The sequence below is a fragment of the Haloprofundus halobius genome, from assembly GCF_020097835.1.
GTDB classification, from domain to species: Archaea; Halobacteriota; Halobacteria; order Halobacteriales; family Haloferacaceae; genus Haloprofundus; species Haloprofundus halobius.
Genome location: NZ_CP083666.1, coordinates 1,146,659 through 1,167,476, shown reverse-complemented (window position 1 = coordinate 1,167,476; position 20,818 = coordinate 1,146,659). Strand labels below are relative to the sequence as shown.

Sequence of the window (20,818 nt, the reverse complement as noted above, 5' to 3'; positions counted from 1 at the left end):
CGCCGCCGGGTCAGTACAGTTCGTCCAGTTGCACCGTCTCGTCGAGGACGAGACGCGGCCCCGCGCCGGTCTCTACGAACTGTTCGGCGTCGACGAGGGTTCGCTCGCCCGCCTCGGAGTCGAACGCGGCGCGCATCGCCTCGTTGTCTTCGAAGTACAGTTCGAGCACGCCGTCGTACTCGGTGCGTTCGGGGTCCTTCGGAACCGACGTGACGTACTTCTGCAGTCCGGGCATCTCCTCGGCGATGGGGCTGTGTTCGTTCAACCAGTAGTCGACGAACTCCTCGTGACTCATCCCGTCGCGACGCACCAGCAGTTCTACCAGTTTGATCATACAGAACCCGCTGCGAGAGACGACTTGCCTCTATCGGTTACAGTCGTCGGCGCTCGGGCGTTTGACCGGTGTGAGGACCTGTTGGCCCCGACGAGTCGAGGTTCGCTTGTACGCTACGGGAATACGTTTAACTCGCTCGGCACGCTTCTGAGAGGTATGAGTAGTGGTGTCCGACTCCGCCGACCGACAGACAGAATCTGTGAGCGCTGCGGCCGCCGCGAGGCGTGGAGCGACGAGAGCGAGTCGTGGCGCGTCGTCGTCGACGACGCCGACGGACCACAGGCCGGGAGCGTCCACTGTATCCACGAGTGGGACATCAACGGGAACTTCCTGCCCATCGAGGGATAGCCGACGGTCTCCACCGCATTCATGCCCACCGCCTACATCACCGCCCCCGAGAGCGACGCGGCGACGCTCGCGCGAGCGCTGGTCGACGAGCGACTGGCCGCCTGCGTGAACCGGCTCGATTGTTCCTCGACGTACCGCTGGGAGGGGGAAGTCGTCGACGAGAACGAAGTCGTGCTGCTGGCGAAGACGACCGACGACGCCTACGACGCCCTCCGCGACCGGGTGCTCGAACGCCACCCGCACGAGACGCCCTGTATCGAGCGGTTCGACGAGGACGACGTGCTCGACTCGTTCGCGGCGTGGCGGGCCGGAGCGGTCGAGTCCGGCGAGGAGTGACCGGCGACTCGCCACGCTACCGCAGCGACTCCAGCACCGAGAGCGTCCCGTCGCTGTAGCCCTCGTCGAGGACCGTGCCGGCGGCGCCGCGGGCGCGGGCGTCCGCGTTGGCGACGGCGTACGATTCGTCGACCACCTCGAACGTCGAGACGTCGTTCTCGCTGTCGCCGACGGCGACGAACGTCGCCGGGTCCAGAGAGAGCGTCTCGCAGACCGCTCTCAGTCCCTTCCCCTTCGAGACGCCCGGCGACTTGACGTGGTAGGCGTAACCGGTGTCGACGACCTCCATCCCGTACTCGTCGGCGACCGCTCGCAGGAGCGCCTCGTCGGCGTCGACGTTGACGGCGATTTCGGTCTCGCGCCAGCGGTTCGCCGTGTCCGCTTCGCCCCATCCGAGGTCGCCACCGCGTTCGACGAACTCCGCCGCGACCGCCTGTGCTCGCTCGCGGTCGCCGGTGAACGTCACCTCGTCGGCCGCGTAGACGACGCCGCCGTTCTCGGCGACTACTGTTTCAGGAATGCCGACGAAGTGACAGAGCGCGACCGGGTAGGGAAACGACTTGCCGGTGGCGAGAACCACGGGTGCATTCCAGTTCCGAAGCACGTCGAAGAGTCGCGGGTCGACCGACCCGTCGGCGCGGGTGAGCGTTCCGTCGATGTCGAGCGCGAGAGGCGGAGCCATACCGGGTGTTCGTCGTCGAGCCGATAAACGTCGCCTTCTCGCGAGCGGGTCGGATATTCGAGACGCGTCTGTCGTCCCGCTGGTAGACGACGAAGACCACAGAGATGCCAGTATACCGAAATCTCGGTTCGACGGGTCCGAAGACGGATCTCTCAGCGAGGAAAGCTTTTGCCCCGTTTTCACTATTGATACCACGCACCATGAAGAAACTCATCAACGACCCGGAGAATTACGTAGACGAGATGCTCGACGGGATGGTCGCCGCGCATCCGGACCGCCTTCGTCGACTCGACGGGACGAACGTACTCGTTCGCGCCGACGCACCCATCGACGGCAAGGTGGGCGTCGTCTCCGGCGGCGGGAGCGGTCACGAACCGACGCACGCCGGCTACATCGGCGACGGAATGCTCGACGGCGCGGCGGCGGGCGAGGTGTTCACGTCGCCGACGGCCGACCAACTGGAGGAGATGGTCCGCGCCTGCGACGCCGGCGAGGGCGTGCTCTGCGTCGTCAAGAACTACGAGGGCGACGTGATGAACTTCGAGACGGCCGGCGAGATGGCCGAGATAGAGGACGTCGAGGTGGCCGAAGTCGTCGTCGACGACGACGTCGCCGTCGAGGACTCGCTGTACACGAGCGGTCGCCGCGGCGTCTGCGGCACCATCTTCGTGCACAAGATTGCCGGCGCGAAAGCCGCCGAGGGTGCCGACTTGGAGGAGGTCCGGACGGTCGCCGAGAAAGTCGTCGACAACGTCGGCACGATGGGGATGGCGCTCACCTCCTGTATCACGCCCGAGAAGGGCGAACCGACGTTCGACCTCGGCGACGACGAGATAGAACTCGGCATCGGCATCCACGGCGAACCGGGCGTCAAACGGACCGAGGTGATGAGCGCCGACGAGGTCGCCGACCACCTCACCGAGCAGGTGCTCGACGACCTCGACCTCGACGACGGCGACGAAGTCGCCACCATCGTCAACGGGATGGGCGGCACGCCGCTGTCGGAACTGTACATCGTCAACCGGCGCGTCCAGAAGGTGCTCGACGACCACGGCCTCGACACGTGGGACGCGTGGGTCGGCGACTACATGACGTCGCTCGACATGATGGGCTGTTCGGTCACCGTCCTGCGATTAGACGACGAACTGAAAGAGCTGCTCGGTGCGCCCGCCGACACGCCCGCGCTCAAGCAGCGCGACTGAGTGCGTCCACCCTACTGTTTTTGAGTGATGGGGCGGCCAGATCGCTCGTGTCCTGACGAACGCCGCGCGACGCTTCGCGGGAGTACGACACCGCGTCGCGCGAGCGAAGTCACCGGTCGTGTCGTCTGTCCGCTATCGACTACGTTGTCGTGACTGCCGAGCGACGCAAACACTTTGCGCCGCGCCGTCCGTGTACCAGACATGGCAGACGCGGAGATTCAGCGGGAGGCTATCTTGGCGGCCGTCGACAACGTCGCCGCGCGCATCGCTGAGGAGAAAGCGTACCTCACGGAACTCGACTCGGCCATCGGCGACGCCGACCACGGGGCGAACATGGACCGCGGCTTTCGGGCCGTCGTCGAAGCTGTCGAGGACGACGACACCGACGGGATGGAGGCCGACGAACTCGTCAAGTTGGTTGGGAAGACCATCATCTCGAACGTCGGCGGCGCTGCGGGACCGCTGTACGGCGGGTCGACGATGCTCGCCAGCAAGGAACTCGAAGGCGGCATCACCGCCGAGACGAGCGTCGCGTTCGCGGAGGCGTATCTCCAGAAAGTCCAAGACCGCGGGAAAGCCGAGATCGGTGCGAAGACGATGGTCGACGCGCTCGTCCCGGTGGTCCACACCTACAAGAAGTCCATCGAACAGGACGACCTGCCGCCGCTGACCGCGCTCTCGAAGGCAGTCGACGCTTGCGAGCGCGGCGTCCGATACACCGTGCCGCTGCGGGCGCGGAAGGGTCGCGCCTCCTACCTCGACTGGCGCTCCGTCGGCCACCAGGACCCCGGCGCGACGAGCACGCTGTACATCCTGGAGGAACTGCTCGAAACCGCCGAGGAGTATCTCGACGGCGAAGTGGTGCGCGACGCCCGGTCGCCGGACGTCCCGGACGAGCCGCCCGAGGAGGTAGCCGACGAACCGCTCGGCGAGGGGGACGAGTAGATGGTCGGCCTCGCCGTCGTCTCTCACAGCGAGAAGGCCGCGGAGGGGATCTGTGACATCGCCGCACAGATGGGCGGCAGCGACGCTCGTATCGAACCCGCCGGCGGCGACTCGGACGGCGGGATCGGCACGAGCGTCGACCGAATCGAGGCCGCCATCGCCGACGCCGACGACGGCGACGGGGTCGTCGTCCTCGTCGACCTCGGGAGCGCGGTGATGAACGCCGAGCTCGCGGTGGAGATGGGCGACGCGACCGTCCGAATCGCCGACGCACCGATACTGGAAGGGGCGCTCAACGCCGCCGTCGAGGCGAGCGGGTCGAAGGCGACGCTGGAATCGGTCGTCAACGCCGCTGAGGAGGCACGAGAGTACCGAAAGCTGGACTGAACGATCAGTCGGGAGACCCTCCCGACGGTCGCGACCCGTCGCCGCGGTCGTCGATCGGTTCGGTTAGTGTGAATGTATGTCTCCCTGAGTCGGGAAACCGCTTATCTCACTACTCGTCGACCACAGTTCAAGGAAGACGGGCATCCGGAGAGCAGTCATCGCGACAGCTCAGAGAGGAACCAGAATAAATGACAACGATCGCAGAGCTACGTACCCCGGCCGAACAGTTCGCCCTCGGAGAACTCTTCGAGAGATGTCCGAGTGTCTCTATCGACGTGCTCCGAACGGCGGCGCACGGCGCGGCGTCCCCGGCTTCTCTCCTGTGGTTCGATGGCGAGTCCGCGGACGTCGGAACCGCCCTCGCCGCGGACCCGTCGGTGGAGGCGGCGACCCTTCTCGCGGATCTGAACGGAAAGTGGCTCTACCAGGTGGAGTGGAAGCGGCCGGTTAGAGATGCGCTCGCGACGCTACTCGGTGAGGCGACGCTGCTCGGAGCCTCCGCGGAGGAGGGTACGTGGCGCTTCCGGACGCTGTTTCCGCGTCACGAGCAGCTCGCGTCGGCGCACGAAAAGTGGGAGTCGAACGGATTCCCGATAACCGTCGAGCGAATCTCGGAACTCGACGAGACGTTCGGGCGCAGCGAGTTCGCGCTCACCGACGAACAGCGGGAGGCGTTCGTCGTCGCCCACCAGCGGGGCTACTTTAAAGTGCCGCGGGACGTGACGCTCACCGAACTCGCCGACGAGATCGGCATCACACAGCAGGCGCTCTCGGAACGACTCCGACGGGCACACAACTCGCTGGCCGAGAGCACGCTCCACCTCGCCGAAATCACCGAAGACGAGACCAAACCGTTGGGGTGACCGACCGAGACGCGACTGTCGGAGGGTAAGAGGAGAAGTGTCGCGCCGAAACGTCAGTACGTCGGGTGTTCGAGAACCCACCGTTCGACGACTGCCCTCGACGTGTCGCGGACGCCACAGATTTAGGAGGAGTTCGCGCCGAGCGCGAGCGACTGCGTCCGACCGACGAAGAGGACGAGAGGTTGGTTAGAGCCCGAGCGTCGGCACGTACGACGAGTCGGGGAGAATACCCACGATTGCCAGAAGCGCGATGACGAGCGACCCGAAGACGATGGCCGCCGCCGGCGGGTCCCAGTGGGTGTCGCCATGCGCGTAGAAGACGCGCTGGAACGCTTCGCCGAACAGTCCCGAGATGAGGCCGAAGAACGCCCCCGCGAGGAGGCCGACGACCGTCGCTCCGGCCGGGTCACCGCCGACGGCGGCGACCGCACCCGCGCTCCCGATGAGCGTGATGTGGTGGGTGACCGGAATCTGTTCGACGCCGCAGTTTAGGAACACCAGCGTCGCCGCGCTGATGCCGAACCCGAGGAAGACGAGTCCGGTTTCGAGCGCGATGAACGCGCCGAGCAGACCGCCGAAGATACTGAGCGTGGCGACGTTCACCCACTTGTACTGGTGGGGGAGCCACGGCTCGACTGCGAAGCGCGACTTCGTCGCCATTCCGCCGTCGGAACGCAGTTGGTCCGTTCCACCGTCGACTGCGGCTTCGCCGCCGCCGCCGCCCGCGCGCATCTCCTCGCGCTCGAACGGAGACATGTCGAGGAGGCTGCCGCCCCGAACGTCGCCGATGAGCGAGTAGCCGAAGGCGAGTCGGTGGATGAGCGCCGAGAGGACGACGCCCATCGCGATGGCGTCCCACGGCAGGAGGAAGACGGCCGAAAGCTGAGTCAGCCAGTAGCCGACGACGCCGAACACCGCGCCCACGAGAAGCACGTCGGGCTTCGTCCCCTGCGCGAAGGCGATGTTCTTCGCCTCGTGGTAGTCGAAGCCGGTGTCCATGTAGCCCTGTTTGGCGGCGTACGCCGCCGCGGCCGCGCCGCCGGCGAAACTGATGGCCGGCGAGAACGGCGGCCCGAAGGCGATAGCGCCCGTGATACCGGCCGCCTCCGGATTCACGTACTCGGCGACCTGCCCGGCGATGACCATGAAGCCGGTGAAGATGAACGCCGGGAGCGCGCCCAGCGCCGCGCCGAACGCGCCACCTGCGAGCGCCGCCAGAATCATCACCGGGTCGACGAAGACGCCGAAACTGGTCTGCATCACCGGAACGAAACCGGCGAGACCGACTGCGGTCAACGATCCGAGTTTCAGCATCGTCAGTCACTCCCGTCGCGCGCCCAGTCGAGCGAGCGTTTGACCGCCTCCTGCCAGCGCTCGTGGCGGGCCTCGACGTCGTCTTTCTCCTCCGATTCGAACTCGCGGTCGACCTGCCAGTTGTCACGCAGTTCGTCGACCGTCTCCCAGTACCCGACAGCCAGTCCCGCTGCGTAGGCAGAGCCCAACGCCGTCGTCTCGTCGACCTGCGGGCGAACGATGGTCGACCCGACGATGTTCGCCTGGAGTTGGCAGAGGAAGTTGTTCTTCACCGCGCCGCCGTCGACGCGGAGGTCGGTCATGTCGATGCCGGAGTCGGCCTCCATCGCGTCGGCGACGTCCCTCGTCTGGAAGGCGATAGATTCGAGCGCCGCGCGGACGACGTGCTCGCGGCGTGTTCCGCGGGTCATCCCGACGATGGTGCCGCGGGCGCGGCCGTCCCAGTGCGGCGCGCCGAGGCCCGTGAACGCCGGAACGAAGTAGACGCCGTCGGTCGAGTCCACGCTCCGCGCGAGCGTCTCGCTCTCGGAGGCGTCCGAGATGAGCGTCATGTCTTCGAGCCACTCGATGGCCGCGCCGGTGACGAAGATAGCGCCTTCGAGGGCGTACTGCACCGGTTGGCCCGAGCGCTGGAAGCCGACGGTCGTCAGCAGGCCGTGTTCGCTCTCGACGGCCTCCTCGCCGGTGTTCATCAGCATGAACGACCCGGTGCCGTAGGTGTTCTTCGCGTCGCCCTCGTCGAAACACGTCTGGCCGAACAGCGCCGCCTGCTGGTCGCCGAGTGCACCTGCGACGGGTACCTCGGTGTCGAGGAACCCCTCGGAGTCGGTCGTCCCGTAGTAGTTGTCGTCGGAGGAGGGACGGACCTCCGGGAGCATCGCCATCGGGACGTCGAACTCCTCGCAGAGTTCGTCGTCCCAGTCCATCTCGTGGATGTCGAACAGCATCGTCCGCGATGCGTTCGTCACGTCGGTGATGTGGTTGCCCGTCAGTTTGTAGATGAGCCACGTGTCGATGGTGCCGAACAGCACCTCGCCGTCCTCGGCGCGCTCGCGGACGTCCGCGGGTCGCGCCCGTTGCATCTTCATCGGGTCGGCGTTGTCGAGCAACCACTCGGCTTTCGTCGCCGAGAAGTACGCGTCGGCTTCGAGTCCGGTTTTGCCGCGAATCCACTCGACTTTGTCCTCCTCCTGCAACTGTTCGACGCGATCGGTCGTCCGGCGGTCCTGCCAGACGATGGCGTTGTGGACCGGCGTTCCGGAGTCGGCATCCCACAGCAGCGTCGTCTCACGCTGGTTCGTGATGCCGATAGCCTCCAACTGGTCGGCCGACAGGTCGGCGTCCTGAAGCGCGGTCGTTATCACAGACTGCGTCTTCTCCCAGATCTCGGCCGGGTCGTGTTCGACCCATCCCGGTTCCGGATATATCTGTTCGTGTTTCTCGTACGCGCTGGTGACGACGCGTCCGCTATGGTCGAAGACCATGAATCGCGTGCCCGTCGTTCCTTGGTCGATAGCGCCAACGTACGTCTCTGTTGCCATATTGTGTTCACCCTCTCGTGTGTCGGACGTTGTCCGCACGTCACGCTGGCGTGCTAGCGTCCTACACCACAATGGAAAACCGCGAAAGAAGATGATAAACGTTGCTCACTTTTCAACCGTATAGCCGGACGGAGTGGCGCAAAAGCAATTATTTCGTGTACAGTCACTACTCCAGTAGTTTCTACTTTCTGGCTAAATCGCTGCGTTAGTACTTTATCGAAGGCAGAACAGTCCGATTCGACGGAGGTAGAGTGAAGTCTCCACGAACCCTCGTCACTGTGAACCAATGACTGACTCACCCCACGTGCTCGTCGTCGGGGGCGGGTCGACCGGTTGCGGTATCGCGCGCGACCTCGCGATGCGCGGCCTCGACGTCACCCTCGTCGAACGAGGTAACTTGACCCACGGCACCACCGGTCGGATGCACGGCCTGCTTCACAGCGGCGGGCGCTACGCCGTCTCCGACCAAGCAAGTGCGAAAGAGTGTATCGAGGAGAACCGCGTTCTTCGGGATATCGCCTCCCACTGCGTCGAGATGACCGGCGGCCTCTTCGTCCAGAAACCCGACGACCCCGACGACTACTTCCAGGAAAAGTTGGAGGGCTGTCGCGAGTGCGACATCCCCGCCGAAGAGCTCACCGCCGAGGAAGCCCGAGAGATCGAACCCTTCCTCGCGAAAGACATCGAACGAGCGATTAAGGTCCCCGACGGGGCCATCGACCCCTTCCGTCTCTGCGTCGCCAACGCCGCCAGCGCTCAGGAGTACGGCGCGCGCATCGAAACCCACGCCGAAGTCATCGACGTCCTCGTCGAATCGGGAGCGGTCGTCGGCGTCGAAGTGAAACACGATTCCGGGCCGGGAAAGCGCGTCCACCGCACGCCCGGGACGACCGAGGAGATTCGCGCCGACTACGTGGTGAACGCGACGGGCGCGTGGGCCGGCCAACTCGGCGAGATGGCCGGCGTCGAGGTGGCCGTCCGGCCCTCGAAAGGCGTCATGACCATCATGAACACTCGCCAGGTCGACACCGTCGTCAACCGCTGTCGGCCCAAAGGCGACGCCGACATCGTCGTCCCCCACGAGACGACTGCGATTCTCGGCACGACCGACGAGGAAGTCGAGGACCCCGACGACTACCCCGAAGAACAGTGGGAAGTGGATCTGATGATCGACACCCTCTCCGAGCTGGTCCCGATACTCAAGGAAGCCCGGACGATTCGCTCCTTCTGGGGTGTCCGTCCGCTGTACGAACCGCCGGGGACGGGTACTACGGACCCCACCGACATCACGCGCGACTTCTTCCTGCTCGACCACGAGGAACGCGACGATCTGCCCGGCATGACCAGCATCGTCGGCGGGAAGTTCACCACGTATCGGATGATGGCCGAGAAGATCTCCGACCACGTCTGCGAGCAGTTCGGCATCGACGCGGTCTGCCGCACCGCCGACGAACCGCTCCCGGGTAGCGAGGATTTCTCGGTCCTTCGAGACTACATGGACGAGTTCGGCCTCCGCTCGCCAATCGGCCGCCGCAGCGTCCAACGCCTCGGCTCGCGCGCCGACGAAGTGCTCAAGACCGGCGAACCGAATCCAGTAGTTTGCGACTGTGAGGCGGTTACTCGCGCCGAGATTCAGGACGCTATCAGCCAGTCCGGGTCTGACCTCAACGCCGTGCGCATCCGCACGCGCGCGTCGATGGGTAACTGTCAGGGCGGCTTCTGCTGTCATCGCATGGCCGCCGAACTCTCGCCGGAATACGACGAGCCAACGGCACGAGACGCGCTCGACGAACTGTTCCAGGAGCGCTGGAAGGGCGAGCGACACGCGCTGTGGGGCGAACAGCTCTCGCAAGCGATGTTGAACTACGCGCTCCACGCGACGACGATGAACCGCGACGGCGACCCCGCGGCACTGGACGGAGCCGTCGACTTCGCCGCCTTCGACGGCGGGGTCGGCGTCGACGCGAGTGACGGTGAAACCGGTCAGTCGGGCGCGACAGCCGCCGACGGGGGTTCCGCGAGCGAAACGAGCGGAACCTCGTCGCAAGCGAGGCGCAGCGACGGTAGTCGCCGACGCGACGACCGAGGTGAGTACTGATGCCGATTCGAGAAAACGTGATCGTCGTCGGCGGTGGGTTGACCGGGTCGATAGCCGCACTCTCGGCCGCCGAGACGGGGGCGAGCGTCCGCCTCGTCTCCTACAAGAAGAGTACCTTGCGCTTCGCCAGCGGCCTCGTCGACGTGCTCGGCTATCCGAACGGCGACGGCCCCGTTTCGGACCCATTCGCCGCGCTTTCGTCGCTCCCCGACGACCATCCGTATTCGCTCGTCGGCGAGGGAGCGATTCGCGACGGTCTCTCGCTGTTCGACGAGGTGACCGGCGACGGTTATCGCGGGAGTCACACCGACGCGAACGCGTTGGTTCCCACCTACGGCGGCACGGTCAAACCGACCGCTCGGTATCCGACGGCGTCGGCAGCGGGCCTCGCCAGCGACGCTCGGTCGATGCTCGTCGTCGGCTTTCGCTCCCTGACTGATTTCGACGCTCGACTCGTCTCCGACCACCTCGAAGCGGCGGGCGTCCCCTTCGACGTTCGCGGTGCCGAGTTGTCGTTCCCCAAAGAGTACCGCGCGGATGCGAAGGTGACGAGATTCGCCAAAGCGCTCGATACAGACGAGGAGATCCGTTTCGCGGGACGCTCGGTGGGCATGCGCGAAGCGGTCGCCGAGACCGTGAAACCGCGGCTCAAAGGGGCCGAACGCGTCGGCTTTCCCTCGTTCTTGGGCGACGAACACGCGTCAGAGGTTCGTACGGACCTCGAATCACAGCTCGGTGCGGAGGTGTTCGAGATTCCGATGGGACCGCCGAGTTTCCCCGGACTGCGACTCGAAGACGCGCTGTTTGCGGCGCTCGACGACGCTGGCGTGAGGATTAGTTCTGGAAACCCGGTCGTCGACTACGAAGCCGACGGCGACCGGTTGCAAGCGGTGTACGTCGACCGCAAGCGCACGAGAGTGCCGTATCACGCCGACGAGTTCGTGCTCGCGACCGGGGGGTTAGTCGGCAAAGGCATCGACTCCGATCGATCGCGCGTCCGAGAACCGATTTTCGGTTCGTACGTTCCCCACCCGTCCGACCGCTACGACTGGTTCGACACCGACGCCTTCGGCGACCACCCGTTCGCAAAGTTCGGCGTCGTCGTCGACGACGAAATGCGCGTCGTGGGCGTCGAGAATTCCCCGCGGTTTTCGAACTTACGGGCGGCGGGTGCGGTCGTCGGCGGTGCCGACGGCGCGGCCGAGAAATCGAGCAGTGGAATCTCCCTCGCGACCGGCGTCGTCGCCGGACGAGGCGCAGGAGCGAGTATCTAATAGCACCCATGAGCGACGCAGAAACCCCAGCCGACACGACGAACCCGAACGTGGCACAGGACGACTTCGAACCCGTACAGGTCTTCCCGGAAGCAGAGGAGATGGACCTCAGACCCGGCGCGGACAACTGTTACAAGTGCACGACCTGCGACTCGGCGTGTCCGGTCGCCGAAGTCGACGACGAGTTCCCGGGTCCGAAGTTCCAGGGTCCCGAGCAGTGGCGACTCAAGCGCAAAGAAGACGAGGACATCGACGCGTCGGTGATGGACTGCTCGAACTGCATGCGTTGCGATAATGCGTGTCCCTCCTCGGTGCCGCTGAGTCAGATGCACAACACCGCCCGCGGCGAGTTCGTCGACGAACAGATGGAGAAACTGTCGCGCGAGTACATCCGTAACCGTCTCTTGGCGAACTACCGGACGATGGCCGAACTCGGGAGCAAGGCGCCGCGGTTGACGAACTTCGTGATGGGTCTCGGCGCCACCAAACTGTTCAACGAGAAGGTGTTGGGCGTCACCTCCGAGCGGGAGTTCCCCGAGTTCGCCGAGCAGACCTTCAGAGGGTGGTGGAACGAACGCGGCGGCCCACAAGTTCGGTCGGAAGACAAGCGCGTGGCGTACTTCCACGGCTGTTACTCGAACTACAACACGCCCGAGGTGGGTAAAGCGATGGTCCGCGTCTTCGAGGAGTTCGAATACGAGGTCGTCGTGCCGAAACAGCGCTGTTCGGGTACCCCGATGTTCGCCAACGGGATGCTCGACGACGCGAAACGCGCCGCGGGCATCAACGTCGATACTTTTTCGGGCCTCATCGCCGACGGCTACGACGTCATCGCCTCCTGTACCTCGTGTTCGATGTCTCTGAAACAGGAGTACCCGGAACTGTTCGACTTAGAGGGCATCGAGGACGTCTCGGCGCACACCTACGAGGCGATGGAGTATCTCCGCATCCACGAAGATTTGCAGGGCGCACTCGCCGACAGCGAGGTGGCCGGACAGACGTATGCGTATCACGCGCCGTGTCACGCCCGAAACCAGGGCCTCGACCGGCAGGCCGTCGAACTCTTCAGAGACGTGGATGGCGTCGAAATCGAGGACGTCGGCCCCTCCTGTTCGGGTATCTCGGGGACGTACGGCTGGAAGTCCGAGAAGTACGAGACGTCGATGAAGATCGGCGAGGAGATGTTCGAGCACATGCACCACGCTTCCGGGAACGTGGGCATGACCGAGTGCCCGACGTGTTCGATGCAGATGGAACACGGAACGGGCTACGAGATTCGACATCCCCTGCAGGTGCTCGAAGAGGCGCTCGCGTAGCCGACGTACACGATTTTTCGCCCGACAGCGGCGACTCACGCAGGGCTTTTCCTCGTCGGGTCCTAACCCCCGAGTGGAGATTGTGGGCGAGAGAATCGCCCGACGACTATGACTATCCAAACTGAAGTGTTCGTCATCGGCGGTGGAGCAACGGGTGTGGGAATCGCGCGCGATCTCGCGATGCGCGGCCTCGACGTCGTCGTCGCCGAACGCGGCGGCCTCGCCAGCGGTACCTCCGGACGGTCGCACGGACTCCTCCACAGCGGCGCGCGGTACGCCGAAGCCGACGAACTCGGCGCGGAGGAGTGCATCCGGGAGAACCGAATCCTCAGAGACATCGCGGGCTACTGTATCCGCGACACCGGCGGTTTCTTCGTCCAGTTACCCGAGGACGACCCCGAGTTCTTCGACGAGAAGGTGGCCGCCTGCGAGCGAATCGGCATCGACACGGAAGTGCTCAGCGGCGAGGAGGCGCAGGAAGAGGTACCGGGACTCGCTCCCGACGCCGAGCGGGTGATGCGAGTCCCCGACGGCGTCGTCTACCCGTCGCGTCTCGTCGCCGTCAACGCCGCCAGCGCCGCCGACCACGGTGCGGAGATACTCGTACACGCGCCCGTCACCGACGTACATGTCGAAGCGGGCCGGGCAACCGGTGCGACGCTCGGCGGTGAGGTCGACGACGACGTCGAAGCCGAGTACGTCGTCAACGCCGCCGGGACGTGGGCCGGCGAGTGTGCGGCACTCGCGGGCGTCGACGTGGAGATGCGACCGACGAAGGGGGTGATGGTCTCGGTCGACTATCCGGGACTCGGACCGGTACTCAACCGCTGTCGCCCGCCCGCAGACGGCGACATCGTCGTCCCGCACGAGACGCAGGCGGTGCTGGGGACGACGAGCATCGAGGTCGACGACCCCGACGAGTTCGACGAGGAGCACTGGGAGGTCCAGAAGATGGTCGAGGAGTGCTCGAAGATGCTCCCCGACGTGGCGACGAGCGAGATTCTGCGCACGTGGTGGGGCGTCCGTCCGCTGTACGCGCCCGACGAGGCCGAGCGCGAGACGATGGACGGCGGCGAGGGCGACGCCCGCGGCATCTCGCGCGGCTTCTTCCTGCTCGACCACGAGGGCTACGGCGTCGCGAACTTTGCGAGCATCGTCGGCGGCAAACTGACGACGTACCGGATGATGGCCGAGGAGACGGCCGACCACGTCTGCGAGGCGCTCGGCGTCGACGAACCGTGTCGCACCGCCGAGGAGAAGTTACCTGGAGTCGACGACGAGCGCGAATTAGATCACTTCGTCGCCGAGTACGACGCGCGCTCGCCGTCGGACGAGGACGTGCTGACGGCGGACTGAGACGCGATTGCGTCAGTTCAGTTCTGTTCTCGAAGCGCGCGCTTCGAGGCCGCGTCTTCGCCGTCGCTTCCGCGGCGAGTGGCTTCGTCGGCGTTCAACAGCCTGTCCAACCGGCGCTCGAACTCCTCGTCGGAGAGCTCTCCGGCCGCGTACTTGCGCTTCAGCACCTCCGACGGATCGGTGTCGGCGACGCGCTTGGCCGCCGGCGTCGACGGTGAGTCGGCCCGACCGTACTCCTCCGGCGACTCGACGTTGCCGATGAGCGAGAGGTACACCGGCCAGAGCGTCAGTACCGTCAGCAGCGCGGCGACGACGCCGACACCCGCCGCGAGCAGTCCCGTGAGAAACCAGACGAAGCCGAAGGAAGCCAGTCCGAAGATCGCGAGCAGGAACGCGCCGCCGGAGAGGGAGCCCGTCGCCGACGCGAGGAGGACGCGGCCGAGCGTCCCGTCGGGCGTGTAGTGTTCGACGAGGCGGTGCGACTGACGGAGGGTCGACTGCTCGGGCGGGCGTCCAACCATACAACGAGATAACAGATAGGGTGTAAAACAGTTCTGGAACGGTCAATCGGCTGAATGCACGAGGTCGGTGCGCGCCGCTCAGTCGTCCTGCGCCGACGCCGACCGCTCGGCGACGCGGGCGATGCCGATGGTCACCTCGACGCCCTCGACGTCCCATTCCTCGCGGAGGTCGAACTGTTCGTCGTCGTCGACGAACTCGCTGGTTCGCGTCTCCTCGGCGATGAACTCGCGGTTCTCGTCGACGAACTCGGCGACGCGGTCGTCGGCGACGTCGACGTACGCGCGGATGGTCTCCTCGACGTCGAGGTCGAGCTGTTTGCGCATCTCCTGCATCCGGCGGACGACGTCGCGGGCGTACCCCTCCGACTCGATGTCGTCGGTCAGTCGAGTGTCGACGTACACCGTCCCGCTCTCGAACTCGGCGGCCGAGAGGTACTCGGGAGGCTCGGCGTGGAACTCGACCATCTCCTCGTCGAGTTCGTACGTCTCGCCGTCGACCTCGGCGACGAGCGTTCCGTCCTGCGTGAGTTCGTCCCGAGACGCGCCCTGGACCGCTTCCATGACGTTCTGGGCGTCACCGCCGAAGGCGGGGCCGATGACGCTCATCTGCGGGTCGGCGCGCTCGACCAGTTCGTCGAAGCCGTCGACGACTTCGAGCGACCGGCTGTTGACCCGTTCGAGGAGCAAGGATTCGAGCGAGCGGACCGAGTCGGCTACCTCGTCGGCGGTCGTCTCGACGACGACGCGCTGGACGGGCCAGCGGAGTTTGCGGCCGCCCTGCTGGCGGGCGTTCGCCGCCGCCTCCTCGACCCTGCGGAGGACGTCCATGTCCGCCTCCAGTTTCGGTTTGTGGCGGTCCTCGTCGACCGCAGGAGCCGACAGCATGTGCACCGTCGTCTCGCTGCCGTCGAGATGCTGGTACATCTCCTCGGCCAGGTAGGGAGTAAACGGCGCGATGAGGCGCACGGTTTCGAGCAGTACCGTCGAGAGCGTGGCGTACGCGCCGCGCTTGGAGTCGGAGTCCTCCTCCTCCCACATCCGCTCGCGGATGGCCTTCACGTAGAACCGCGAGACGTCGTCGACGACGAAGTCGAGCACCTCGTTGAGCGCGTCGTGGACGCGGAAGTCGGCCCACGCCTCGTCGACGTTCGCCTTCACGGACTGCAGCCGCGAGAGCACCCACTCGTCGACGACGGTGAGTTCGCCGTCGCTCAGGTCGGCCTCGGCGGGGTCGTAGCCGTCGAGGCGCATGTACGGCAGCGGGAAGCGGAACACGTTCCAGAGGATGTTGAGCGTCGACTGCATGTCGCCGAGGCCATCCCACTCGAACGAGAGATCGACGCCCTGCTGGTCGTGGCTCAACAGGTACGCACGGAGCGGGTCGCGACCCGCGCGTTCGATGGCCTCCTCCGGCGTGACGATGTTACCGACGGATTTCGACATCTTTCGGCCGTCCTTGTCGTTGGCGAAGCCGTGCATCAGCACCTCCTTGTACGGCACCTCGCCGACCGCGGCGGTGCCCATCCCGAGTTGCGACCAGAACCAGCCGCGGGTCTGGTCGTGCGCCTCGACGATGAAGTCGGCGGGCCACAGTTCCTCGTAGTCTTCTTCGTTGCCGGGGAAGTCGAGCGTCCCCCACGAAGCCACGGAAGAGTCGATCCAGACGTCGAACACGTCGGGGACGCGCTCGTACGTCGTCCCGTCCTCGGTGATGGTCAGCGGATCGACCGAAGGTCGGTGGAGGTCGACTTCTTCCGGATTTACGTCCTGGTCGACGCGCTCGGCGAGTTCCTCGCGCGTGCCGACGACGATCAACTCGTCGGGGTCCGGCGTCGCGTTACCCTGCGGTACCCAGATGGGAAGCGGAATCCCCCAGTAGCGCTGCCTAGAGATGTTCCAGTCGGGGGCGTCCTCGACGAAGTTTCGGAAGCGACTGTCGCGCGCCCACTGCGGATGCCACTCGGAGTCCTCGATGTTGTCGAGGAGTTCGTCTTTGACGTCGGTGATGGTGATGAACCACTGGTCGGTGGCGAGGAAGATGATGTCCGTGTCGCAGCGCCAACACTGCCCGTAGCGGTGGCGGTGGCGGCCCGAGGCGAACAGCAGGCCGTGCGAGTCGAGGTCCTCGATGATCTGGTCGTTGGCGTCGCGGACGAACGTTCCCTCGTACTTGCCCGCCGCCTCGGTGAAGTCGCCGTTGCCGCGGACCGGCGAGAACGCGTCGAGTCCCAACTCCTGGCCGCGCTCGAAGTCCTCCTGCCCGTGGCCGGGCGCGGAGTGGACGAGGCCCGTTCGGTCGGCTTCGACGTAGTCGGCGGTGTACACCTCTCTCGCACCCTCGAAGTCGGCGTGGTCCGGCACCTCGTCGGCGAGCGGGTGCTCGTACTCCCAGCCGACCATCTCTTCGCCCGTCACTTCGTCGACGACCTCGTAGTCCTCGTAGCGACCCTTCTTCAGGGCCTCTTCGACGACGGGTTCGGCGAGGTAGAGCACCTCGCTGTCTCCCTCTTTCTCGGCGCGGACGGCCTGATAGGTCATCTCGCCGTCGACGGCGACGAACGTGTTCGCGGGGATGGTCCACGGTGTCGTCGTCCAGATGACGAGATTGCCTTCTCGCCCCTTCAGCGGGAACTTGACGTAGATGCTCGGGGACTCGATCTCGTGGTACTCGACCTCGTTGTCGGCGATGGCCGTCTCACAGCGCGGACACTGGTTGATGGAGCGCTTGCCCTGACTGAGCAGCCCGTTCTCGTGGACCTGCTTGAACGCCCACCATCCGGCCTCCATGTACTCCGGCGAGAGCGTCTTGTACGGGTTCTCCCAGTCCATCCAGACGCCGATGGACTGGAAGTCCTCGTCCATGTTCTCTCTGTTGCGCTCGGCGAACTCCTTGCACTCCTCGATGAACGCCTCCATCCCGTACTCCTCGATGTCGCGCTTGGAGTCGAAGCCGAGTTCCTGTTCGACTTTCACCTCGATGGGCAGGCCGTGCATGTCGTAGCCCGGCCGGTCGGTGACGCGGTGGCCCTCCATCCGCTTGCGGCGGATGATGGCGTCCTTGAGGGTCTTGTTCCACGCCGTCCCGAGGTGCATCTGCCCCGAAGTGTACGGCGGGCCGTCGACGAAGAAGTACGAGGGGTCGTCGGCGTGCGCCTCCTTCGTCGCCTCGTAGGCGTCCGTGTCGTCCCAGTACGCCCCCGCCGAGGACTCCACGTCCTCGGGGGCGTACTGGTCTGCGACGTCTTCCATACAGGGTGCTGTCGCCCGGCGTATATCAAAACGGTGGTCCCGTGTGTACGGTTGCGAGACGACTCAGGTGCGCAGGCGTCCGACGGCGACATCACCGCTGGGCGGCGTTCGGGACTTCCGGACTCCCGTTCTCCAGCTCCAGATACACGTCCCAGACGAGGTCCGAGAGGAGGTGACCGTAGAGGACGACGGCCGTCAACAGCGCGAGCGGCGGACTCGCGAGCGCGAGCAGCGGAACCGCGACGCCGACGATGACGACGTGACTGAGCAGTCGTCGGAGCGTTCCGACCTCGCCGTGCTCGAAGATGTCGTCCTGTCCGGCGAAGACGCGCATCGGGTTCCGGAGACACTCGCGGGCGGCGCGCCAACCCCCCGTGTTGATGCGGGCGACGAGGAAGTGGTCGAAGTCGATCCCGACGCCGACGACCGCCGAGTACGCGAGGACGAACCACACCGGAAGCGAGGAGTCGGCAACGAGGACGAACAGCGCACCGAGCGCCAGCGAGATGACGAGATGGTGTTTGGAGTAGATGACGAGTCACCCGTCGTGTGAGTCACGCGGAGAGGTGATGAATCCGGGGGGCGTCTCCGTCGCGGCGAGCGAGTAGCGCCGTCACCCGAAATCCGGAAGGTCGTCGGGCGCGTCGAACTCCGCCTCCCAGTCTACGTACTCTTCTTTCAGCACGTCGCAGACGACCTGGCCTAGCTCCGTCAGTCCGGCGTTGATGGAGGACACCTCCGACCAACTGTCGAGGTCCGGGTGGACGCTTCGCTCCTTCCAGTCCTCGGGGATGCCCGGCGCGTGGTAGCCCACCCGGTCGGCGAAGTCGTCCCAGAAGAAGTCGAACTGCGAGACGAGACCGAGGTCTTCGACGATGGCCCACTCGGAGTCGCTGACCGCGGTCGTCTCGGCCCACTGCTCGAACGACTCCGCCCACGCACCCGAACGAAGAAACTCCCCGAGTTCGTCGCGTCGGTAGTCGTCGTCGGCGACGACGTCGGCGTCGTCGTACTCGCTCGGGTCGACGGCGGACAGTTCCGGCGGGTCGGGCGTGGGAACGTCGAGTGCCATGGTTCGAGCGTCGTAGGCGAGAGAGAAAAGTACCGCGACGCCGGTCGCTCGTCGGCCGCAACGGGGCCGTTCAGCGTGCGACGGTCTCGGTCAGGCGCTCGGACTCGCTTCGCTGCCCGCGCTCGCGCGAGCGGACTCTCCATCGTTTCACGTGGGAGGGGAGCCATAGGGGAGATCGGTCGCTGAGGAGATAAACACCGCAGTTTCGCCCGAAGACGGCGACCCGAACTTACTTTCGGCCGTCCCGCGAGTCGTCAAGCGACCGTGACCACCGAGAAGGAGAAGATGCTTCGTGGCGACGCCTACGACCCGTTCGACCCGCAACTCGTCGAGGAACGGAACCAGGCGCGCTCGCTCACCCGCTGGTACAACGACACCGAAGAGACCGACGCGGAGACCCGGCAGGCGCTGTTGGCGGAACTGTTCGGCACCGTCGGCGAGAACGCGTTCGTCGAACCGCCGTTTCGCTGCGACTACGGCTCACGCATCCACGTCGGCGACGACTTCTTCGCCAACTTCGACTGTGTGATGCTCGATGTCTGTGAGATACGCTTCGGCTCACACTGCCTGCTCGGACCGGGCGTCCACGTCTACACGGCGACGCACCCGCTCGACGCCGAGACGCGACGCGAGGGCGTCGAGTTCGGCGACCCGGTCACCGTCGGCGACGACGTGTGGATCGGCGGCCAATCGGTGCTCACCCCCGGCGTCTCGGTTGGCGACTGCGCCGTCGTCGCCTCCGGAGCGGTGGTGACGAAGGACGTTCCGTCGGACGTCGTCGTCGGCGGCAATCCGGCGCGCGTGCTGAAGGAACTCTGAGCCTGCAGACGAGTCCGGGCCGCCAGACGAACCCTGCGCCCCGCAACTGTCACGAACGATTCGACGCCACGTTCTTCGGGCGGCCTCTCGAAACGGGACCCATGACCGACCTGATGGAGACGTACATCGAGAACCGCCACCTCATCCAACCGAACGACACGAACAACTACGACATGGCCCACGGGGGCAACGTGCTGAAGTGGATGGACACCGACGGCGCGCTGTCGGCGATGCGTTTCGCGGGGCAGACCTGCGTGACCGCCCGGATGGAGCAGGTGAACTTCGTCCAACCGATCCCGCGCGGCGACACGGCGCTGATACAGGCGTACGTCTACAAGGCCGGCGAGACGAGCATTCGCGTCCGTATCAAGGCGTTCCGAGAGAACCCCCAGACGGGCGAGACGGAGTTAACCACGGAGTCGCTGTTCGTCTACGTCGCCATCGACGAGGACCACAAGCCGTCGCCGGTCCCGGAACTGACAGTCGAGAGCGACGAAGGCGAGCGACTTCGCGAACAGGCGCTGGAGGCGGAAGCGGAGTTGGCGAACGGGCGGTAGACACGTCGTACCGCCTCTCGTACGGTTCTACTTCGAGCGAACCGAGAACCGGAACGTCTGTAGCGGTCGCGGTCTTTTGGTGCAAATTTGTGCAAGCGGCGGTACGCGAAGCGCACCCTCCGCAGTAACAAGGTGCGTTAGAAGGGGTCGTCGTCGTCCGGCGAGAGGTCGATAGCGGAAGGCGGACGTCCGGCGGTGTCGAGAATCTCGTCGGAGACGAGAATCGGGCAGTCGACGCGAACGGCGAGGGCGATCGCGTCGCTCGGGCGGGTGTCGAAGACGTAGCTCACGGGTTCACCGTCCTCGTAGCGTTCGGCGTCGAGTTTCGCGTAGAACGTCCCGTCGGAGAGGTCGTCGATGCGGACGCCATCGATAGCGCCGCCGAACTCGGTCACCATCTCCACGAGGAGATCGTGCGTCAGCGGGCGATCGAACGGTTCCCCGGCGAGGCCGAGGCGGATAGTCTGTGCTTGGTCGGCGGTGACGAATATCGGAAGGACCTCTTCGCGGGCGCGGAGGACGACGGCGGGCACGTTCGTCCCGTCGGAGCCGACGCCGACGCCGATGCCCTCCACTTCGGCAGTATGCTCCATGTTCACATGTT

Annotated in this window: 21 protein-coding genes; 12 read left to right on the top strand and 9 right to left on the bottom strand. The window is 65.5% G+C overall.

The features are described 5' to 3' along the window. Positions 1–10 precede the first annotated feature (10 nt). Positions 11–334, bottom strand: coding sequence for an EthD family reductase (locus tag LAQ74_RS06125; RefSeq protein WP_224336126.1), 324 nt, complete (start codon positions 332–334; stop codon positions 11–13). Between the two features lie 156 nt (positions 335–490). Here LAQ74_RS06125 and LAQ74_RS06120 point away from each other — a divergent pair, with 156 nt between their 5' ends. Next, a complete protein-coding gene (locus LAQ74_RS06120; protein WP_224336124.1) occupies positions 491–682 on the top strand; it encodes an HEWD family protein in 192 nt (63 codons plus the stop codon). A gap of 21 nt (positions 683–703) precedes the next feature. Beyond that, complete coding sequence (gene cutA, locus LAQ74_RS06115; protein WP_224336122.1) at positions 704–1,018, top strand: divalent-cation tolerance protein CutA; 315 nt, start codon at positions 704–706, stop codon at positions 1,016–1,018. A 16-nt stretch (positions 1,019–1,034) separates the two neighbouring features. Here the strand turns inward: cutA and LAQ74_RS06110 are convergent, their stop codons facing one another. Further along, the gene (locus LAQ74_RS06110) at positions 1,035–1,700 is read right to left on the bottom strand and encodes a phosphoglycolate phosphatase (protein ID WP_224336112.1); all 666 of its coding nucleotides are present in this window, start codon (positions 1,698–1,700) and stop codon (positions 1,035–1,037) included. 200 nt (positions 1,701–1,900) lie between these two features. Here LAQ74_RS06110 and dhaK point away from each other — a divergent pair, with 200 nt between their 5' ends. The 4 genes from dhaK (at position 1,901) to LAQ74_RS06090 (ending at position 5,097) form a co-directional block, all read left to right on the top strand. Continuing rightward, positions 1,901–2,902, top strand: coding sequence for a dihydroxyacetone kinase subunit DhaK (gene dhaK, locus LAQ74_RS06105; protein ID WP_224336111.1), 1,002 nt, complete (start codon positions 1,901–1,903; stop codon positions 2,900–2,902). Between the two features lie 201 nt (positions 2,903–3,103). Next, a complete protein-coding gene (gene dhaL / locus LAQ74_RS06100) occupies positions 3,104–3,847 on the top strand; it encodes a dihydroxyacetone kinase subunit DhaL (protein ID WP_224336109.1) in 744 nt (247 codons plus the stop codon). Further along, positions 3,848–4,234, top strand: coding sequence for a dihydroxyacetone kinase phosphoryl donor subunit DhaM (gene dhaM, locus LAQ74_RS06095; protein WP_224336107.1), 387 nt, complete (start codon positions 3,848–3,850; stop codon positions 4,232–4,234). It begins immediately after the preceding gene. A 188-nt stretch (positions 4,235–4,422) separates the two neighbouring features. Then, complete coding sequence (locus tag LAQ74_RS06090; protein ID WP_224336105.1) at positions 4,423–5,097, top strand: helix-turn-helix domain-containing protein; 675 nt, start codon at positions 4,423–4,425, stop codon at positions 5,095–5,097. Positions 5,098–5,283: 186 nt separating this feature from the next. Here LAQ74_RS06090 and LAQ74_RS06085 read toward each other — a convergent pair whose 3' ends face one another. Together LAQ74_RS06085 and glpK are read right to left on the bottom strand one after the other, a co-directional pair. Continuing rightward, a complete protein-coding gene (locus tag LAQ74_RS06085; protein WP_224337138.1) occupies positions 5,284–6,357 on the bottom strand; it encodes a DUF7973 family transport facilitator in 1,074 nt (357 codons plus the stop codon). 56 nt (positions 6,358–6,413) lie between these two features. Then, complete coding sequence (gene glpK, locus LAQ74_RS06080; protein WP_224336103.1) at positions 6,414–7,952, bottom strand: glycerol kinase GlpK; 1,539 nt, start codon at positions 7,950–7,952, stop codon at positions 6,414–6,416. A 286-nt stretch (positions 7,953–8,238) separates the two neighbouring features. On the opposite strand from glpK, the gene glpA reads away from it, so the two are divergent. From glpA to LAQ74_RS06060, 4 genes are all read left to right on the top strand, one after another. Continuing rightward, complete coding sequence (gene glpA / locus LAQ74_RS06075) at positions 8,239–10,050, top strand: anaerobic glycerol-3-phosphate dehydrogenase subunit GlpA (protein ID WP_224336101.1); 1,812 nt, start codon at positions 8,239–8,241, stop codon at positions 10,048–10,050. Next, complete coding sequence (gene glpB / locus LAQ74_RS06070; RefSeq protein ID WP_224336099.1) at positions 10,050–11,324, top strand: glycerol-3-phosphate dehydrogenase subunit GlpB; 1,275 nt, start codon at positions 10,050–10,052, stop codon at positions 11,322–11,324. The genes glpA and glpB overlap by 1 nt, the downstream gene beginning before the upstream one ends. Positions 11,325–11,332: 8 nt before the next feature. Then, positions 11,333–12,640: an anaerobic glycerol-3-phosphate dehydrogenase subunit C gene (locus LAQ74_RS06065; protein ID WP_224336097.1), complete on the top strand. Its 1,308-nt coding sequence runs from the start codon at positions 11,333–11,335 to the stop codon at positions 12,638–12,640. Positions 12,641–12,748: 108 nt separating this feature from the next. Further along, positions 12,749–13,996 carry an FAD-dependent oxidoreductase gene (locus LAQ74_RS06060; protein ID WP_224336095.1) on the top strand — a complete coding sequence of 416 codons (1,248 nt, stop codon included), beginning with the start codon at positions 12,749–12,751 and terminating at the stop codon, positions 13,994–13,996. A gap of 17 nt (positions 13,997–14,013) precedes the next feature. Here LAQ74_RS06060 and LAQ74_RS06055 read toward each other — a convergent pair whose 3' ends face one another. From LAQ74_RS06055 to LAQ74_RS06040, 4 genes are all read right to left on the bottom strand, one after another. After that, positions 14,014–14,517, bottom strand: coding sequence for an SHOCT domain-containing protein (locus tag LAQ74_RS06055; protein ID WP_224336093.1), 504 nt, complete (start codon positions 14,515–14,517; stop codon positions 14,014–14,016). A gap of 78 nt (positions 14,518–14,595) precedes the next feature. Further along, positions 14,596–17,766, bottom strand: coding sequence for an isoleucine--tRNA ligase (gene ileS, locus LAQ74_RS06050; RefSeq protein WP_224336092.1), 3,171 nt, complete (start codon positions 17,764–17,766; stop codon positions 14,596–14,598). A 91-nt stretch (positions 17,767–17,857) separates the two neighbouring features. After that, positions 17,858–18,220 (bottom strand): hypothetical protein, encoded by a 363-nt coding sequence (locus LAQ74_RS06045; protein WP_224336090.1) that lies wholly within the window; start codon positions 18,218–18,220, stop codon positions 17,858–17,860. Positions 18,221–18,379: 159 nt separating this feature from the next. Next, positions 18,380–18,838: a DUF7992 family protein gene (locus LAQ74_RS06040; RefSeq protein WP_224336088.1), complete on the bottom strand. Its 459-nt coding sequence runs from the start codon at positions 18,836–18,838 to the stop codon at positions 18,380–18,382. A 264-nt stretch (positions 18,839–19,102) separates the two neighbouring features. Here LAQ74_RS06040 and LAQ74_RS06035 point away from each other — a divergent pair, with 264 nt between their 5' ends. Both LAQ74_RS06035 and LAQ74_RS06030 read left to right on the top strand, forming a co-directional pair. Beyond that, positions 19,103–19,657: a sugar O-acetyltransferase gene (locus tag LAQ74_RS06035; RefSeq protein ID WP_224336087.1), complete on the top strand. Its 555-nt coding sequence runs from the start codon at positions 19,103–19,105 to the stop codon at positions 19,655–19,657. A 101-nt stretch (positions 19,658–19,758) separates the two neighbouring features. Further along, entirely contained in the window at positions 19,759–20,214 is a 456-nt protein-coding gene (locus LAQ74_RS06030; protein ID WP_224336085.1) for an acyl-CoA thioesterase, read from the top strand. 137 nt (positions 20,215–20,351) lie between these two features. Here the strand turns inward: LAQ74_RS06030 and LAQ74_RS06025 are convergent, their stop codons facing one another. After that, the gene (locus tag LAQ74_RS06025) at positions 20,352–20,807 is read right to left on the bottom strand and encodes a bifunctional nuclease family protein (protein ID WP_224336083.1); all 456 of its coding nucleotides are present in this window, start codon (positions 20,805–20,807) and stop codon (positions 20,352–20,354) included. Between the last annotated feature and the right edge of the window lie 11 nt (positions 20,808–20,818).

Bases quoted from the DNA above. Each gene is read 5' to 3' on its own strand.
- LAQ74_RS06125 (WP_224336126.1), bottom strand. From the start codon at position 334: ATGATCAAACTGGTAGAACTGCTGGTGCGTCGCGACGGGATGAGTCAC.
- LAQ74_RS06120 (WP_224336124.1), top strand. From the start codon at position 491: ATGAGTAGTGGTGTCCGACTCCGCCGACCGACAGACAGAATCTGTGAG.
- cutA (WP_224336122.1), top strand. From the start codon at position 704: ATGCCCACCGCCTACATCACCGCCCCCGAGAGCGACGCGGCGACGCTC.
- LAQ74_RS06110 (WP_224336112.1), bottom strand. From the start codon at position 1,700: ATGGCTCCGCCTCTCGCGCTCGACATCGACGGAACGCTCACCCGCGCC.
- dhaK (WP_224336111.1), top strand. From the start codon at position 1,901: ATGAAGAAACTCATCAACGACCCGGAGAATTACGTAGACGAGATGCTC.
- dhaL (WP_224336109.1), top strand. From the start codon at position 3,104: ATGGCAGACGCGGAGATTCAGCGGGAGGCTATCTTGGCGGCCGTCGAC.
- dhaM (WP_224336107.1), top strand. From the start codon at position 3,848: ATGGTCGGCCTCGCCGTCGTCTCTCACAGCGAGAAGGCCGCGGAGGGG.
- LAQ74_RS06090 (WP_224336105.1), top strand. From the start codon at position 4,423: ATGACAACGATCGCAGAGCTACGTACCCCGGCCGAACAGTTCGCCCTC.
- LAQ74_RS06085 (WP_224337138.1), bottom strand. From the start codon at position 6,357: ATGCAGACCAGTTTCGGCGTCTTCGTCGACCCGGTGATGATTCTGGCG.
- glpK (WP_224336103.1), bottom strand. From the start codon at position 7,952: ATGGCAACAGAGACGTACGTTGGCGCTATCGACCAAGGAACGACGGGC.
- glpA (WP_224336101.1), top strand. From the start codon at position 8,239: ATGACTGACTCACCCCACGTGCTCGTCGTCGGGGGCGGGTCGACCGGT.
- glpB (WP_224336099.1), top strand. From the start codon at position 10,050: ATGCCGATTCGAGAAAACGTGATCGTCGTCGGCGGTGGGTTGACCGGG.
- LAQ74_RS06065 (WP_224336097.1), top strand. From the start codon at position 11,333: ATGAGCGACGCAGAAACCCCAGCCGACACGACGAACCCGAACGTGGCA.
- LAQ74_RS06060 (WP_224336095.1), top strand. From the start codon at position 12,749: ATGACTATCCAAACTGAAGTGTTCGTCATCGGCGGTGGAGCAACGGGT.
- LAQ74_RS06055 (WP_224336093.1), bottom strand. From the start codon at position 14,517: ATGGTTGGACGCCCGCCCGAGCAGTCGACCCTCCGTCAGTCGCACCGC.
- ileS (WP_224336092.1), bottom strand. From the start codon at position 17,766: ATGGAAGACGTCGCAGACCAGTACGCCCCCGAGGACGTGGAGTCCTCG.
- LAQ74_RS06040 (WP_224336088.1), bottom strand. From the start codon at position 18,838: ATGGCACTCGACGTTCCCACGCCCGACCCGCCGGAACTGTCCGCCGTC.
- LAQ74_RS06030 (WP_224336085.1), top strand. From the start codon at position 19,759: ATGACCGACCTGATGGAGACGTACATCGAGAACCGCCACCTCATCCAA.
- LAQ74_RS06025 (WP_224336083.1), bottom strand. From the start codon at position 20,807: ATGGAGCATACTGCCGAAGTGGAGGGCATCGGCGTCGGCGTCGGCTCC.